12 protein-coding genes are annotated in these 15,180 nt (G+C 39.7%); 7 read left to right on the top strand and 5 right to left on the bottom strand.

Features of this window, described 5'->3' with window-relative positions; genetic code table 11:
• Window positions 1–374: 374 nt before the first annotated feature.
• Complete coding sequence (locus tag H6571_18860; protein ID MCB9325806.1) at window positions 375–746, top strand: hypothetical protein; 372 nt, start codon at window positions 375–377, stop codon at window positions 744–746.
• A 1,963-nt stretch (window positions 747–2,709) separates the two neighbouring features.
• On the opposite strand, the gene H6571_18855 is transcribed toward H6571_18860, so the two are convergent.
• Entirely contained in the window at window positions 2,710–3,135 is a 426-nt protein-coding gene (locus tag H6571_18855; protein ID MCB9325805.1) for a hypothetical protein, read from the bottom strand.
• A gap of 330 nt (window positions 3,136–3,465) precedes the next feature.
• Window positions 3,466–4,695, bottom strand: a complete 1,230-nt coding sequence (locus tag H6571_18850) for an MFS transporter (protein MCB9325804.1) — start codon at window positions 4,693–4,695, stop codon at window positions 3,466–3,468.
• Between the two features lie 141 nt (window positions 4,696–4,836).
• On the opposite strand from H6571_18850, the gene H6571_18845 reads away from it, so the two are divergent.
• Both H6571_18845 and H6571_18840 read left to right on the top strand, forming a co-directional pair.
• Entirely contained in the window at window positions 4,837–5,568 is a 732-nt protein-coding gene (locus tag H6571_18845; protein MCB9325803.1) for a Crp/Fnr family transcriptional regulator, read from the top strand.
• A gap of 284 nt (window positions 5,569–5,852) precedes the next feature.
• Entirely contained in the window at window positions 5,853–7,766 is a 1,914-nt protein-coding gene (locus H6571_18840; protein MCB9325802.1) for a T9SS type A sorting domain-containing protein, read from the top strand.
• A gap of 337 nt (window positions 7,767–8,103) precedes the next feature.
• On the opposite strand, the gene H6571_18835 is transcribed toward H6571_18840, so the two are convergent.
• The 3 genes from H6571_18835 to H6571_18825 all read right to left on the bottom strand — a co-directional run bounded on the left by H6571_18835 (window position 8,104) and on the right by H6571_18825 (window position 10,585).
• Window positions 8,104–9,420, bottom strand: a complete 1,317-nt coding sequence (locus tag H6571_18835) for a hypothetical protein (protein MCB9325801.1) — start codon at window positions 9,418–9,420, stop codon at window positions 8,104–8,106.
• A complete protein-coding gene (locus H6571_18830; protein ID MCB9325800.1) occupies window positions 9,392–9,934 on the bottom strand; it encodes a hypothetical protein in 543 nt (180 codons plus the stop codon). The genes H6571_18835 and H6571_18830 overlap by 29 nt, the downstream gene beginning before the upstream one ends.
• A gap of 102 nt (window positions 9,935–10,036) precedes the next feature.
• Window positions 10,037–10,585, bottom strand: a complete 549-nt coding sequence (locus tag H6571_18825) for a sigma-70 family RNA polymerase sigma factor (GenBank protein MCB9325799.1) — start codon at window positions 10,583–10,585, stop codon at window positions 10,037–10,039.
• Window positions 10,586–10,769: 184 nt separating this feature from the next.
• Between H6571_18825 and H6571_18820 the strand changes: the two genes are divergently transcribed.
• From H6571_18820 to H6571_18805, 4 genes are all read left to right on the top strand, one after another.
• A complete protein-coding gene (locus H6571_18820) occupies window positions 10,770–11,192 on the top strand; it encodes a transposase (GenBank protein ID MCB9325798.1) in 423 nt (140 codons plus the stop codon).
• Entirely contained in the window at window positions 11,189–12,073 is an 885-nt protein-coding gene (locus H6571_18815) for a DDE-type integrase/transposase/recombinase (protein MCB9325797.1), read from the top strand. Before H6571_18820 ends, H6571_18815 begins: the two co-directional genes overlap by 4 nt.
• Window positions 12,074–12,221: 148 nt before the next feature.
• A complete protein-coding gene (locus tag H6571_18810; protein MCB9325796.1) occupies window positions 12,222–13,466 on the top strand; it encodes an NAD(P)/FAD-dependent oxidoreductase in 1,245 nt (414 codons plus the stop codon).
• Window positions 13,467–14,026: 560 nt separating this feature from the next.
• On the top strand, window positions 14,027–14,782 hold the full coding sequence (locus H6571_18805; protein MCB9325795.1) for a response regulator transcription factor: 756 nt from the start codon (window positions 14,027–14,029) through the stop codon (window positions 14,780–14,782).
• Window positions 14,783–15,180 lie beyond the last annotated feature (398 nt).

The following is a 15,180-nucleotide window of genomic DNA, read 5'->3' as shown; positions in this document are numbered from 1 at the left end:
GTGATATGATGAGCGTATTGGGTCGAAGCTGAAAGCTGCGACCATCGACTTTTTTGCTTTTTTTGAATATGCTTCGGCGATCGGAGGCAGGTGCATTTTTTACATTTGTTAATGGTCCTTGGGTAGATGCAGCAGTTGCACAAAACCAAAAAATACTAGTCGCTTCCAATGTAAGCGAGTATATATATGAGACTCCAACAAAATTAACGGGATTTGGAAAGGAGATACATCGGTTAGAGTGGATTTATAATTATCGCTATAATCCATCTAGTCGGAGTATGCTACCTGCAAATGAAGCACCTGATTTACCAAGATTAACAAATGAGGCAGATGTAGATCATGGGATTAATTAATGGTTCGTAAATATGTAATAAATGCAAGAGGAAATAGTATCAATACTTTCGGGACTTCAAAAGGAAAATAATATGATTATTAGATGGAACGGAGTGAATCAATTCTTTTTGGAAAATTCTTTTTGTAAAATTGAGTTTATATTAAATGAATATGATGAAACAGTAATAATGGTATTAGAAGACCTTAAAAAGAAAGTAAGATATCCATTTTATAAATTAATGATTATTAAGAAGGTTATGGATGTTGAATATGATAAATCAAAGGAAACCATACTGATTACTAAACTTAGAGAGCGTGTGTTATTTATTCAAGAATATTTAAAAGAAGAATTAAAAGGAGATTTTTCTAATTTACAAAATATTAATTCTGATGATTCGAACTCTATACTCTAGAGAACATACAACTATATTTCCAAAGTTAGGTGTATTCCTGGCTGGACCTACACCACCCTCTGGCGAGATGAAAATTGGATGGAGGCGTAAGATAATAGATGTCCTTGAGAAGGATAATAGATTAAATCCTAGTATGACAGTAGTTGCACCCTGATATTCGAAGCATATCTCAAAAAAAATAAAAGTCGATGGTATACAACCTGATGGCGGAAGCATATCGACCAAAAAATAAAAAAGGTCGATGGTCAAGGCTTAAAGCTTTGACCGGAATATGCTTGTAAGGCTTGCAGCCTGTTGAATTGCCGGAACATTATCTTTATTCCAGCGCTCGGAATTACCTCGGACAGCAAGGGCTGATAGAGGTGGAAATTTTGGATTTTCGAAATAATATTGGATATATTGATTTGTGAATGGGAATTGGTTATTTTTGATCGGGTGATATGATGAGCGTATTGGGTCGAAGCTGAAAGCTGCGACCATCGACTTTTTTGCTTTTTTTGAATATGCTTCGGCGATCGGGGGGGTATCCAACAAGCTTAAAGGATATAACTTTGTGACTGGTTTACTGGAGATGCCTCTTGAAAAGTCCTTGGTTTACAATTCCATACTCTTAGCTTTTTATGGGTTCTATTCAATATTTATAGACATTTTTAGTTTTCCTTACCGAATTCCAATTGAGTTTATTATTTGTTTAATCAGCATTGTCATTATTTGGTATATATATTATTTTAATACACTTTATTATCATAAAAACCAAATAACTTCTATCCTTCAAAAGGCAGTGTGACTGCATACCCCTGATATTCGAAGCATACCTCAAAAAAAATAAAAGTCGATGGTATACAACCTGATGGCGGAAGCATATCGACCAAAAAATAAAAAAGGTCGATGGTCAAGGCTTAAAGCTTTGACCGGAATATGCCTGTAAGGCTTGCAGCCTGTTGAATTGCCGGAACATTATCTTTATTCCAGCGCTCGGAATTACCTCGGACAGCAAGGGCTGATAGAGGTGGAAATTTTGGATTTTCGAAATAATATTGGATATATTGATTTGTGAATGGGAATTGGTTATTTTTGATCGGGTGATATGATGAGCGTATTGGGTCGAAGCTGAAAGCCTTATCCTGTCCCATAAATCATGGCGGTTTAGTTTTCAGCATATAACCTAATTTCATGGCTCGTAGTAATTTTAAACTTTGCCATAATAATTTTTCTCCAGGCAAAGGTTGAACTTTTGATTTTGCAAAACCTGATAAAGAACCTAAGGCTAAAATAAAATCTGTTACTGTTTTTATTTTACTCCAGTATATTGTTTCAAAATTTCAATTTCAATTGTATCAAAGACCTCTGTTGCTATTGCATTGGGCTTAGCTTTCCTATATATGCTAACCACAATAGCTGCCAGGCGACTAAAGAACAAACTTCTAAAGCATGTTTTAACCTAATGAAAACATCAAATTTTCAAACGCTCCACTTTTAACCCTGATTTGAATACTAAATGAAACCGTTCGATAGGCCAGCGTAAAACATAAAATGTAATACTTCATATGCCTCATCAAAATTATTTACTTCTAAAGTCGTCAATAAATACCATTCAACAGGTGATTTTATTCCTTCCTTTTTCTATTTCTTTAACATGGACTAATGTTAAGGAATGGGTTTTACCTTTTTATGATAAGCAGGGATATTCTATTTTTGCTACTCGAAGGATAACTGCGCCTTCCTTTTTTTTCTGTTTTTTGACGAGGAATGGTTACTTCTAGCTTCCCTAATTCTTCTACCAATTCTGGGATTTTTGATACTTTAGTTTTATTTCCTTATAAAAAATATTGCGATTAAGGTGTTGTGCTCGAATTAAAAATGGCAATCGACTGTTTTCGTGACCATGAAAATGTTCATAAAAAATCAGCCTCCCTGTCTCCAACTACAATTACCTGGCCAGTGATAGTCCTCAAACCATTCATTAACCCAGTTTTTTTGTTCGAATCCATTTGAAACTTTCCTTTTCTTGTATTGAATAGTTATGGTTTTCTTCTTTCTCCCCTGAAGAAGCTCTAGGAGCCCAAATATATTGACCAATCAATCCTAATGGCTCTGCTTCTGTAGTCAGAACCATCGCAGAATGAATATTTAGCCCTTTGTATTTTTTTTTCCCACCAAGACCACCAAGACCTTTAGTGCTTTTGTGGCTACTATAATTCAAATCAGCTGTATCCTCAATTACTAAAATCCGGTTGTGATTTTTACACCGCTCTAGCGTTTTGTGCCGATGCCCAAGTTGAATATCAATTGATTCTTCTTTTGAAAAAAAGACGATGTGCTGATTTTCCCTCACGACTTCTCCACATGCAGATGAAAAAGAATGTTCTGGCTTCTCAAAGAATGGCACATCTTTACCAAGTTTGATCGAAAACGTTCATCAGGTAATTTTGAATACTCGAGTTCTTCGCTCCAAAATTCTAAACTAGCCGTATTTTTATGCATAATAAACACTTGTATTTGACATAAAAATAAACTTTTTTAAATTTATGGGACAGGATAAGGCTGAAAGCTGCGACCATCGACTTTTTTGCTTTTTTTGAATATGCTTCGGCGATCGGAGGGAAGATGGATAGATTTTTTCAACATGATAATGCGAACTTTTGATTGGAAAATAATGATTTCTCAACTTCCCAAAGTACTTCATTTATTTTACATATTGATAAAAATTCCCCTGGTTTTACTCACTGAGGGCAATTTTCTTTCTCAGCGCCAAAAATCCCAACCCTGCCCCGATACAAATAACAGAGGTCAGTATCCATAAGGTCGGAAAATCGTAATGTTCGGCAATGTACATACTCAAGGTGGGGCCAATGATAAATGCCGAGGCCCATCCCATGGAGAAAATGCCCATATACCTGCCTTGTGTTTTGGCTGAGGCTCGTTCGCTTACCCATGCATTGGCGAAAGGCATGTTCAGTATTTCCCCTATAGTGAGTAAAAAGACGAACATCCAAGGAGCCATCCAGAGTAATCCGCCCATTTGAAAAGGAAGGTAAGCCAGCCCAAATATGATGGCCCCGATCCCCACGAGTTTCATTTTTTCATATTTGTTCTCAATGGAATACACCATGGGCATTTCAATGAGGGCGATCAATAATCCGTTGAACCCCATGACCAGCCCTACCTGTGTTTCGGAATAGGTAATGACGTTTTTAAAAAATACGGGGATGGTCGAAAACAATTGCAAAAATCCGAGTGCCGTCAAAAAATTCAGCAAGACGAAAACGAGGAAGACCTTGTCCCGGCCTGGCCGTCGGTCAATCTTGATGCCCAGGCTTTGTTCATCCCTGTGTTTTTGGGCTTTACTTTCTTTAATTTTATTGCGGTCGAGAAAGATCAAAATGGCAAATGAGGCCAGAATACAGGTCAGCCCGTCCACAATGAACAGGGCGTCATAGCTGAAATGGGCAATGATTATGCCGCCCAGACCAGGCCCGGCGGCAAATCCCAGGTTAGCGGCCAGCCTGATCAAACCAAAAGAGCGGGTGTAATTCTCAGGCTTACTGTAAAAAGCCAGGGCTGCATTATTGGCAGGACGGTAGGTGTCCGCTATACTGCTGAGCAGGAACAATACCCCGCAGTATCCCAAAAGGCTGTCGACAAAAAGCAGCATGAAAAAAACGAGACCACTTAAAAAGAGGGCCCAAAACATCACCGGGTACGGACTTGTTCTATCGGTAATTCTGCCTCCCAGGTTGGCTCCGACAATAGAGCCCATGCCGAAAGCACTCATCATAAAACCTGCTTCCTGAAGACTGAATCCCTTGGAACTGGTCATTACAATGGTTAAAAAAGGCAACACCATGGTGCCGGATCGGTTAATGAAAAATATTAAGGTGAGAATCCATACGTCCCTGGAGAGTCCTGAAAAAGAATTTTGGTACAATCGTATGGTTCGGGCAATCATGATATTGGTGTTTTTTATTAGAATTACCTACAACAACATCCTTTGGGAATAGTTCCCTTCCGGGTTTGATTTCTTTTGTTTATTTTTGGGCTTTAATAAACCGCAAGGAACGATGTATTTTTCTTTAATCAAAATTTGATTATGCCAATAGCTCAAAAGTGTGATCTTCATCCGGAATCCGGAGAAAATTCATGCATGAATTGCGGGGTTAAAGCGCTTTCTTTGCTCAAAGATCTGACTTTTGAGGAACTCGAACTGATCAACATAGACAGAAGGATGGAACTTTTTGCGCCAGGAGAAAAAATCTTTGAGGAAGGAACAACATCCAGGGGCTTGTATTGTTTGAAAACCGGGAAAGTTAAAATTGTGAGGTCCGGATTGTTGGAAAACGACCCTATTGTGGCCCTCAAAAAACCGGTCGATTTTATCGGACTAAAAGCCCTGGTGCTCGAAAAAAATCATGCTTCGACGGCGATTGCCCTCGAACCTTGTTCCATCTGCCTGATCGAAAGAGACCATTTTCTCCAGGTCGTCCAAAACAATAATGATCTTTCCCTGAAAGTAATGCAGTTGCTTTCCAAAGAATTGGAGGAGGCTGATCAGCGGATGGTCGATCTTACCCAAAAACATCTTCGCGGCCGCATGGCTGACGCTTTATTGCTGTTACTCAATCGTTATGGGACCACTTCCGATAATAAGACACTGGACATCCAGATGAAGCGTGCCGATATGGCTGCCCTGGCCAATATGACTCAGGCCAATGCCATCCGTATTTTATCCGATTTCTCTAAAGAAAACCTGTTGGAGATCGAGAAGCGGGAAATTAAGATTCTTCAATTGGAGCGGCTTCAGAAGATCAGTCAGCTAGGGTAATTCCTTCTTTAAATAATCCACCATCTTCCATCACCCATCAAAGTTGTGTTGTACAACATATTTTAAAATATTGAATTAATCATCTTTTTGCATTTCTTTGTACCCTGCGAAATATACTTTCACAGGCTTTGAGATTTTCTATTCTACCGTTTTACAAAAAAGCGGTTGGTTGTTTCCACCTGCTTATCTGTCTATTTTCATATTTCATTTGAAAGATCCATTTACGTTCGATTGCCGGAATGCCTGCAATCGTTATATTTTATTGACATTCAAATTTTTATCCTATGAAAAAAAAGTTACCAATTTCTTTGATGTTGATTTTGTACCTGGGCCTGACCACTGCTTATGCTCAGGAAATCCGAACTTTTGACGGAACCGGCAATAATTTCCAGCACCCGGAATGGGGAGCTGTAGGTACGCCACAATTACACCTTACCTCCAATGGTTTTGCCGATCAGGTTTCGGAACCGGGAGGGTATGACCGTCCCAATGCCAGGCATATCAGCAATTCGATTTTCAACCAGGACGGCATTTTACCGGATGTGCTTGAATTGAGCGATTATGCTTTCATTTGGGGGCAGTTCATCGATCACGACATAACACTGGTAATGGAAGCAGAAGAAGAAATCATTGAAGTGCCCATGCCTACCGGTGATCCTTATTTCGATCCTTTGAGTACGGGAATTGTCACGATCAGGGTTAAGCGTTCTGTTTATACGGAAGATTCCGGTACCGATCCCGGGAACCCACGGGCTTTTCCCAATGGCATTTCTGCCTTTATTGATGGATCCGGAGTTTATGGTTCTGATGAAGCGCGTGCCAACTGGCTTCGGACTTTTGAGCATGGAAAGTTAAAAACTTCGGCAGGAAACCTGCTTCCTTACAACACCACTGAAAATGAGGCCGGCAGCCCTGTCGATCCCAATGCTCCGGGTATGGCCATGCCTAACCCGCTCATGACACGGTGGTTCGTAGCAGGAGACATTCGAGCCAATGAAAATGTGAATTTGACCGTATTTCATACCCTTTGGGTGCGTGAGCACAATAAGATTTGTGATGAATTGCTGGCAGAAAATCCAAGCTGGACGGATGAGCAGATTTACCAGAGAGCCAGGAAAATTGTCGGGGCTGAAATACAGGCCATCGTATTCGAAGAATGGCTTCCTACCCTGGGTGTCCACCTTCCCGAATACAATGGGTATGATGCTTTGGTCAACCCGGGTATTATGAATGTTTTCTCGGTGGCCGCCTACCGTTATGGCCATTCGGTGATCAACAGTACCATTGTCAGAATGAATAACGCGGGTAATATTATTCCGCAAGGAAATATCCTGTTGCGCAATGCCTTTTTCAATCCGGTTATTCTGGTGGAAAGTGGTGGAGTTGATCCCTTCCTCATCGGTATGGCGACCCAGGTGGAACAGGATTTTGATTGTAAAATGATCCATGATCTCAGGAATTTCCTTTTCGGCTCTCCGGGTTCAGGAGGTCTCGACCTGGCTGTGCTCAATATCACCAGGGGACGTGAAAGAGGCCTGGCAGATTACAATACCATCCGCACCAATTTCGGATTGCCGGCTATTCAGAATTTCAACGAGCTGAGTACTAATCCGTGGCAAAACCAGATTATTGAAGGAGTGTATGGCAATGTCAATAAAATTGACCCTTGGGTGGGATTCCTGGCAGAGGACCATATGTCTAATGCATTGTTTGGAGAAACCGTGATGACGATCATGAAACGCCAGTTCAGGTCGCTCCGGGATGGAGACCGTTTTTATTATGAAAACGATCCCGATTTTACCGAAGCGGAAAAGCAAGCCTTAAAGAGCACGAGGTTCAAGGATATCATCATGAGAAATACAGGAGTCGAAACCATGCAGGACAATGTGTTCCTCATGTCTCCACACGGGGTGACCGCTCTGTATAATACGGCAGAGGAAACTCCGGTGGAAATAACAGCCTACCCAAACCCGGTTACCGAAAAATTGTTTATCAATTTCTCCGCGGAAAGAGCAGGAGAGGTGATATTGCAGGTGACCGACCTGAAAGGGGTTTTGCTGGAAGAAAAAACGGTCGATGTCAATGAAGGCATGAATACGGTGGAATTTAACCTGGATAAGCAATTGCCTAACGGGGTTTATATGGTGAGCCTGATCATGGACAATAAAATTGGCAGGCAGAGGGTTTTTAAGAATTAAGGCAATTGTTTTCAAATTGACATGAACCATCCCGAATTTTATCTGATTAGATGAAATTCGGGATTTTTCTTTTACAAAAGAAATAAACCGCAAAATTTAAAACAAGTAACCGCAAAATTTAGAAGTGTTTGGGTCGTGGGTTAGGTGTTTTGCGACAAAAAATGACTTTTTTCCAAAACCCAAACCTTTTGCCCACTCACTTTTACATTTTAAATTCCTTGTTTTACATTTTACATTTAAAAAATACTTCAAATAATCAAAAAATTTCTATTTCAGACAGTTTTTGAAAATTCGGGATGACTCATGTTTTTTACAGGGTGATTTCTTCTGTGATTTTCTATTTTAAGTCAATATTGCCTTCATAGGATTTTAATCTGATCAGGGGACTGCTGTCGGTGGCACCGGTAATTTTTCCGCTTACGGAAATTTTTTCATTCTTTTCGATATAGGTCCTGGTGTCGAACCTGTCTTTTGGGTAATCGAGGTCCGCATATTGCAGCTCACCTTCCAGTCGGTATTTTACAGAGGAGGGAAATACCACTTCCAGGTTGGTATATTTGCTTTCAAAATCGATGCCCGAAAATCCTTCTCCCACCATGCCGACTTTTATGCTGCCTTCATAGGTGCTGGCCTTAATGCCTCCATTGAGTTTTTCGATTTTAAAACTGCTGTATTTACCGTCTTTGATGGATAATGATCCCATTTTGGAGACATTGACGTCAGTTTCATAACAACTTTCGAGATCCATTTTTCCAATATCGGTAATATTGATACAGCCGTATTTATTTTCGCCGGTAATGGATTTTCCCTGCTCAGCGGTAAAACACCCTTCATACATGCTGATATTGGCGGTTTCAAATGTTATTGCTTTAAAACGGTAATATTTACTTTTTAACTCCAGGTTCCCTTTGATGATCCCGGCTTCGCCCGTGCCTTCATAGGCATCGACGATGAGACTCAGGACACTTCCCACCGTCCATTTGCTATATTTACTGTTGATACTGGCTTTTTTCCCGTTGCCCAGGCTTACCGTACATTCATAAAGATCCAATTGCGCCTGATCAAAATTCCCCACCTCTGCCTTACTGTATTTCAAGGCAAGGGTCAGCTTTCCGTTAACGTTTTTGGTGTCGAGCTGGCCTTCATACAGTTCCACCTCGAGATCGTGATCAATGCTGTTCAGTATTTTAATCTTGTCGTATTTGTTCTTTAATTTCAGGTATTCAATTTTAGGTATTTTCACCACCATATTGATTTTCAGCTTGCTGATGTTTTTTACCTTACTGCCATCATTGAATCTAATGTTAATGGTACCGAATGATTCGTTCCAGTTTTTTACATCGAATTTTGTTTCCAGCACGATTTCATTCCCGGTTTCTCCTACACTAATGTCGAAGTGTTCAAAAACAGCATTGGCCTCAGATTCGCTTTTTGCCTCAAAAGTGAGCACGGCTTCAAAATGTACTTTACCATCCTGAGAGGCCTCTATTTGTAATGGACCGTATTTGTGCAACACATTAATGTTGGGTTTTGCCTCCAGGGTTTTGCTGATGGTTTTGGATTTATATTCCTTGGCAAAAACACCTGCCTGGCAAATCAAAAGGAAGGAAAGGACCGCGATGAATTTAAATTTGAATTTCACGTTTTCTTTCATGATGTTTGTTTTTTTGATATTCGTTTGATAATCGTTCTAAAATTTGAATTTTTCGTTCATAATAGCGCATGAGCGCATTCACCACCCTTTCATTTTCGGTGTATCGGGGAAGGTCTTTCAGGGTGGTGGCTTTCATATCTTCCAGGGTACTCAGTTCTTCCAGAATGTCTTCAAAAATGAACTGATCCAGGCTGTCGAAGGGGATATTGGCCTCTTTTTGTGCGATGGTTTGAATGTATCCCTTTTCCTTTTCGGCCAATTCCGGATAATAACCCGCCAGAGTTGTGGGCGTTTTTTGCTGTGGACTTAGATAAAGCCATACCGCAACGCCACCGATGAGCATAAAGGAGGCCGCCACCGCAATTTTGCGCAATCCTACGATCAAGGCACTTCTTTTTACACTGGCTTTAGGAATCTCCTTTTCAATGAAGGTCCACATTGCTTCTATGTCGGGCGTCTCCACCGCGTCCAGGGCTTTCCTGTTTTTGATAATATGTCTTTCTAATGGTTCCATGTTATTGTTTTTGTTTCAGGGGGTCAAGTTGAGCGCAGCGAAATCGTACCGCAGGTCGAGAGGGGCCGTATAGTTTTCCTGTTCCCAGATCCTTTCGTCCTTTTATCCCTTCCATTGTTCTTTCAATTTTTCCTGTAGCATAAGTTTCCCTCTCCGGTATTGCGTTTTTGAGGTGGACTCAGTGATATCAAGGATTTGAGCGATCTCCTGGTGCTGATATCCTTCCAGCAGGAAGAGGGTCAACACCACTCTAGAACCTTCCGGAAGGGATTTTATGGCATGGTGTATGGCTTTCATGTTTACGGTTTTTACCTCTTCTTCTTCCATTGGCCTTTCATTTAAGTGCTCTTCAAAAGGCATCGTTTGAAGATTCTTTTCCGTCCTTAAAAAATTTAGTGCCGTATTCACGGCAATGCGCTTGATCCAGGCACCGAGGGTAGAATCTTTTCGGAAAGACCCCAGGTGGTGAAAAACTTTAATAAAAGTATCCTGGATGATATCCCTTGCATCCTCTGAATTGCCAACCATACGCACCACAGTATGGTACATGGCATTGACATACTTTTGATACAACAACTTCTGGCTCTTGCCTTCCCCGGCCAGGCACTTGTCGATCAGCTGCAGTTCTTCAGGTGAAATAAGGTTTTTCAAATTGTCCGTTATTGTTCTGATGTTGGTATAAAGATGCCGGTATTTTATAATAGTTGGAAACGAGTGAAAAAAAATTTCAATTTTTGTCAGGATCAGGATTTACAGGATTATTGGATTAACAGGATTGTTTGGTCCCTGATAATGTCATTGCCTAAAATAGCTTGACCAAAAAAGTCAACTAAACATGGCAAACAAAAATAACAAAAAGTTTCAAAAACAACCAAATAGCAATAGGACTTTCAGTGAATCCTTTAAAAGGAGCAAAGTTAAAGACCTGGTTTCAAGACGAATAAAGGTACGAGATATATGTGAGCTATATGAAGTATCACGAACAAGTGTATATAAATGGATATATTTGTATTCTGACAGTACAAAAGAAGTAAAGACAGTAGTACAAATGGAAAGTGAAGCACAAAAGACGAAAATATTAATGCAACGATTGTCCGAATATGAACGCATAATCGGACAAAAACAGATGACAATAGATCTCTTGGAGAAGGGGTACGAGTTTGCGAGTGAAGATCTGGGTTATGATGTAAAAAAAAAGTACGTACTCCAACCCTGGAATGGTTCCGAAAACACCCTGACGAACACGGATATAAAATGAAGACATTATACAGTTTATCGGGGATCAGCAAACAAGGGCATATGGATGCCCTGAAACGGGAACGAGAGCAATTATTAAAAGCTCCCCTTTACATAGGTTTTATTGAGGAGATTAGGGAGATGCATCCGGGGATGGGCCTGCGCAAGATATATGAACAGTTCGAACCAGAAGGCATTGGACGGGATGCTTTTATAATATTAGGTTTACGCGAAGGCTATCGTTTACGGGCCTTAGAAAGTCCCTATAAGACTACTTACAGCGATAAGGGAAGTCAATATGGTAATGTACTGATAGGAAAGAGGTTTACAAATGTCAACCAATTATGGGTTAGTGACCTTTTTTATTTTCCATTAGGGGGACAGCATTATTACGTTGTATTAATAATGGATGTTTATTCTCGACGGATCATAGGATATTCGGTTTCTGACAATATGCGGTCAGAGAATAATATTGCTGCATTAACAATGGCACTCAACCTCAGAGGCATTGATGATTATAATAATGAGTTGATTCATCATTCTGACAGAGGTTCGCAATATACGAGTACTGATTATACGAACTTACTTAAATCCTATGGCATAAGGATCAGTATGTGTACTAACGTACTTGAAAATGCACATTGCGAGCGGGCAAATGGAACCATAAAAAATGAATACCTCAAAAGGTGGAGTATCCAAAATTTTGGACAGTTAAAGAAACGAGTAGCCATGGCTGTTGAAAACTACAACAACCGTTTACACAATTCTTTAAAGATGACACCAATGGTTTATGAAACATATATCAAAGACCTAAAGGAAAAAGAAAGACCCGAAATGGAAGTCTTTACAATAAACAAAATGTTAGATAATCCAATGCAACTTGAATTACAATTTGATTTATAATTAATTAAAATTGGTCAAGCTATTTTAGGCATTGACAAACCAGCAACCAGCAACCAGCAACCAGCAACCAGCAACAAGCAACAAACCAGCAACAAGTAACCAGCAACCTCAAAAATAAATTCTATTTTGCGGGCAAATTGTTTATCCAATGATCCAAACCAAAGTATGTATTATCGGGGCCGGCCCGGGGGGAGTAGCCACGGCCCTCAAGTTGAGTTACCTGGGGATTGAAAGCGTTTTGATCGATAAAGCCGTTTTTCCACGGGATAAGGTTTGCGGGGATGCCATCAGCGGAAAGGTAACCACCTTGCTCAATCGCCTGGATCCGGATATACTGGAGCGATTTGCAGGTCAGCCCACCCATACGGATGTTTGGGGGATTACGTTTGTAGTGCCGAATGGAAAAGCATTAAATATTCCCTTTCAACCCAATTATGTCAGGGATAAAAAAAATGCTCCGGGGTATATTTGTAAAAGGATGGATTTTGATAATTTTATGGTGGAAGAAGTCAGGCGAAGGGACAATATCCGGTTTTTTGAAGGGCAATCGGTGGAACAATACACCCGTATTTCGGAAGGATGGTCCGTAAAAAGCGAGGACAATAGTCTGGAAGTAGAAGCGCAAATACTCGTCGTGGCCAATGGAGCCCATTCTTCCTTTACCCGTAAGATTGCAGGGATCGAAAAGGATAATGCCCATCATGCCGGAGCCGTCAGAGCTTATTATAAAAATGTAGGAGACCTTCAAAAGGATAATTTCATTGAGCTTCACTTTTTAAAGGAACTCACCCCCGGATATTTTTGGGTATTTCCCTTGCCTGATGGTCATGCCAATGTGGGATTGGGAATGCGCAGTGATTTTATCAGCAAAAGATCCTTGAACCTAAAGAAATCCTTTTTTGAGATCGTCGAAAACCATCCAACATTTAAAGAGCGTTTTAAAAATGCGGAAATGGTGGGTAAACTCGAAGGGTACGGATTGCCGCTGGGGTCTAAATCCAGGGTTATCTCAGGCGACCACTTTATGCTGGTGGGAGATGCCGGCCACCTGATCGATCCGCTGACGGGGGAGGGGATAGGCCACGCTTTTTATAGTGGTTTCATCGCGGCCGAACAGGCGAGAGATTGTCTGGCTGCCAATGAATTTTCCGCTGAATTTATGAAAGCTTACGATGTACGCGTTGCACGGGTGTTGGGCTCCGAGATGAAATTGAGTTACCGTTTGCAGCAACTGATGCGCGTGGTGCCCGTTGTCAATTTTTTAGGGTCTGTCATTGCCGGAAACCAACGTTTCCTGGAAGTCCTTTCCAAAATGTACAATGATTTCGATCTGCGAGGTCAGTTGGTTAAGCCTTTTTTTTGGGTGAAGATGTTGTTGGGGAAGAAGCGATAAAAATACCGGAATGGGTTAACTGCTTCAGACCATATTTTTATGATTTTTTTCTCGTTTACGGCCGGACATTCAAAATACCTACCGTAATTTTTTCAGGGGAATAAATTTCAGGCCAGTCAGAAGATTTAGCTGATTCACTTTAATATTCTGATTTCAAGCGTGAATATTTTATTGTGAAAATAAGTCTATTTAAAAGGAAAATTAATCAATTTAAAAGGATAGGGTTTATTGTTAACAAATATTCGTATCTTTAAATTTGATCATGACTGAAAAAAGTTTGCATAAGTAATTCCCCCTTTTATTAGTGAAAACAGCTAATGTCAATTAAGATTATTTGCAGCTTTTTAATCCCAAATGACTTATTTATTTTCCGCTTATTTTTTAGATTCTTATAGTTTTAAAAATCATAATTTATTTTTGATCCATTCCATAAACATTGGTGTTTAGGAGGTTGGTTAAAAGTGCTTTTTTAAATTTATGGAGAAATCTAATAAATTAATAAATAAGTAGATCACCCCCCAAAATGGTTTTAATTACACAAATGAAATACCAGGGATAAAATGAAAATTATTTTAATAGAGGACGATGTTGAGCATGCCAAAATTTTGGAAAAAGAACTTCGAAAATTGGGCGTTGATGTTATTGGACCTTTTGTAGAAAGCTCAACAGCCATTGAAGGATTCAAAGAAAAGGTGCCAGATCTGGTTATTTCTGCCTTAAATCTTAAAGACAGCCCCCTGGACGGCGTTGAAATAGTTCAGGCTTTTAAGCGGGAGCGTGATCTACCCGTAATTTTCCTTTCTCACAAAGAAAACAAGTCTACCCTTGATCGGGCCAAATCCATAAGACCCAATTATTTACTTGCTCGTCCCACCACATCGAATAAGTTGGATGTAGCCATAGATTTTGCCTGGTTCACTTTTATGGAAAATAATCATCATGATTACCTTAATAATGAGGGAAACCGTTTTTCGGATAGTCTGATGAATTTTTTCTTTGTTAAACAAAACGGTAGGTATATCCGAATACCTTCAAATGAAATAATATATTTAAAAGGTGCCGGTAGCCAGACAGAGCTATTTTTGCCTAATAGCAAATATGTGGTCTCCTCTCATTTAGGGGACGTGATCAGCCAAATAGACATTGATACCATCTTTCAATGTCATCGATCCTTTGCGGTCAATTTATATGCCATTTTGAGTTTTGATCATTCCTCCATTTATGTAAAAAACCATGACAAACCGATGGAAATTCCCATCAGCGACAGTTATCGAAAAAATGTCTTTGACAAAATAAAAATTTTAAAGTCCAAATAATCCAGAATTCAGCTAATCACCTGAATTTTAATCCTTTTACTTTTCTTTAAGTCGAAAAAACAGGGCTTTAAAAGGAAATACCCACCATACAAAAGGAAGTCCATTTTTGCACAATATTTATCCCTACTTTACGAAGTATAAGACCTAAATCTGTATGATATGATTTTATTTTGAAATTATATCAACCTCATTTTATTTGGAAACTGTAGGAAATAGCAAATTATAATTCATGAAGAAGTTAGTAATTTACCCAATTACTTTACCTGCCCTTCCTTTATTATCAATCCTCTCCCTGGGTTGGTCTGTTATTTTTTCTCATGCCCTTTTTTTCCCTCCTACAAATTTCGATAGTCCATTGTCAAAATATTTTAATAGCAATTATATATTTTTTAATGCAA

The organism is Lewinellaceae bacterium, from assembly GCA_020636105.1.
Taxonomy (GTDB): Bacteria; Bacteroidota; Bacteroidia; order Chitinophagales; family Saprospiraceae; genus BCD1.
Note: the sequence above shows the minus strand (reverse complement) of the source record. Positions and strands in the feature narration are given on the sequence as shown.

What these genes read in the sequence shown, in the direction of transcription:
- H6571_18860 (MCB9325806.1), top strand. Translation starts at nt 375, where the DNA reads ATGCAAGAGGAAATAGTATCAATACTTTCGGGACTTCAAAAGGAAAAT.
- H6571_18850 (MCB9325804.1), bottom strand. Translation starts at nt 4,695, where the DNA reads ATGATTGCCCGAACCATACGATTGTACCAAAATTCTTTTTCAGGACTC.
- H6571_18845 (MCB9325803.1), top strand. Translation starts at nt 4,837, where the DNA reads ATGCCAATAGCTCAAAAGTGTGATCTTCATCCGGAATCCGGAGAAAAT.
- H6571_18840 (MCB9325802.1), top strand. Translation starts at nt 5,853, where the DNA reads ATGAAAAAAAAGTTACCAATTTCTTTGATGTTGATTTTGTACCTGGGC.
- H6571_18835 (MCB9325801.1), bottom strand. Translation starts at nt 9,420, where the DNA reads ATGAAAGAAAACGTGAAATTCAAATTTAAATTCATCGCGGTCCTTTCC.
- H6571_18830 (MCB9325800.1), bottom strand. Translation starts at nt 9,934, where the DNA reads ATGGAACCATTAGAAAGACATATTATCAAAAACAGGAAAGCCCTGGAC.
- H6571_18820 (MCB9325798.1), top strand. Translation starts at nt 10,770, where the DNA reads ATGGCAAACAAAAATAACAAAAAGTTTCAAAAACAACCAAATAGCAAT.
- H6571_18815 (MCB9325797.1), top strand. Translation starts at nt 11,189, where the DNA reads ATGAAGACATTATACAGTTTATCGGGGATCAGCAAACAAGGGCATATG.
- H6571_18810 (MCB9325796.1), top strand. Translation starts at nt 12,222, where the DNA reads ATGATCCAAACCAAAGTATGTATTATCGGGGCCGGCCCGGGGGGAGTA.
- H6571_18805 (MCB9325795.1), top strand. Translation starts at nt 14,027, where the DNA reads ATGAAAATTATTTTAATAGAGGACGATGTTGAGCATGCCAAAATTTTG.